General features: G+C 46.6%; 1 protein-coding gene and 1 pseudogene. Both read right to left on the minus strand.

Annotation, left to right across the window (positions count from 1 at the left end; genetic code table 11):
- Positions 1-113: pseudogene (locus DWX33_RS23210) on the minus strand (transcriptional regulator); the annotation flags it as partial.
- 509 nt (positions 114-622) lie between these two features.
- Positions 623-1,039, minus strand: a 417-nt coding sequence (locus tag DWX33_RS22195; RefSeq protein ID WP_147425526.1) for a tyrosine-type recombinase/integrase, incomplete at its 5' end; no start/stop codon positions are given.

The raw sequence follows: 1,039 nt of genomic DNA on the forward strand, positions 1-1,039 counted from the left end.
CCGCCACCGGCGGTAGGGAGCGTGAGCACGTACCAGCGGACAGCCTCCTGGTCACGTCGCTTCAGAACATGCGCCATGAACCTGTCCGAGCACTTGCCTGTCAATATATCCATCTCTATGATTATCTTTTCCAGTGGTTATCCCATGGCCCGAAAACAGACCCCACGGCAATTCAGAGCCCTACCAAGATTCATTTATATCATCTTGATAAACAGCGTTTTATATTTTCAAATATGGCATTACTGAAAATTACCATCTCTTGAAATCTTAGGCTACTTGGGGAGTAGCCTAAAAGGTGCGAGAACGGTTATCACCCGGTTGTAGAGACGGGGCGTGCCCCGTCTCCCACTGTCTGATAGTATCTTTTAGTTACCATTTGGAGGGGATGAGACGGGGCACGCCCCGTCTCTACTGGAATGTATGTTCGATTTTTAGAAGGGACGTGATGATGTAGGAAATACGAGATCATTTCGTCTCTATTGCCATGTCTATACACTAGGAATAAGAACGAAGATTTAAGGAGAATCAAGGCCGGAGCACAAACTAAGCCTAACGATTGCTTGTTATTTGTTATTTTTTACTACATTTGTGCCGTGAAATAAGCGCTACTCCCCAAGTAGCCTCATCCCACCTCTGGCATATAATTATATACATTCTCAAAGCAAGACTTATTTACCACCGTCATTTTCTCCAAGGAGAAACTTCTCAGATAAATCTGGGTTGTCTTGATGGATTTATGCCCTAATAACTCGCTGATCATCTCAATGGGGACATTTTGCTCCTTCAATGCCATGGCAAAAGAATGACGGATCGTGTAGGAAGTCACATCCGACGCTATTCCCGCAACCTCCTTCAACATCCTCAAGTTCCGGTTAAACCGGGACAAGGCCGCATTGTATTCGAGATATGCCTCATGGCCGTTCTTCGTCCCACTTAAAAAGGGAAATAAATAGCCGGAGCCTCCACCCCTCTCACCTGCCAGCTCCTTATACATAGCCTCCGCCGTATCCAAGACCTCCAACCGCATAGAGGTCCCGGT

It is taken from the genome of Parabacteroides sp. AF19-14 (assembly GCF_003635485.1).
GTDB lineage: Bacteria > Bacteroidota > Bacteroidia > Bacteroidales > Tannerellaceae > Parabacteroides > Parabacteroides distasonis.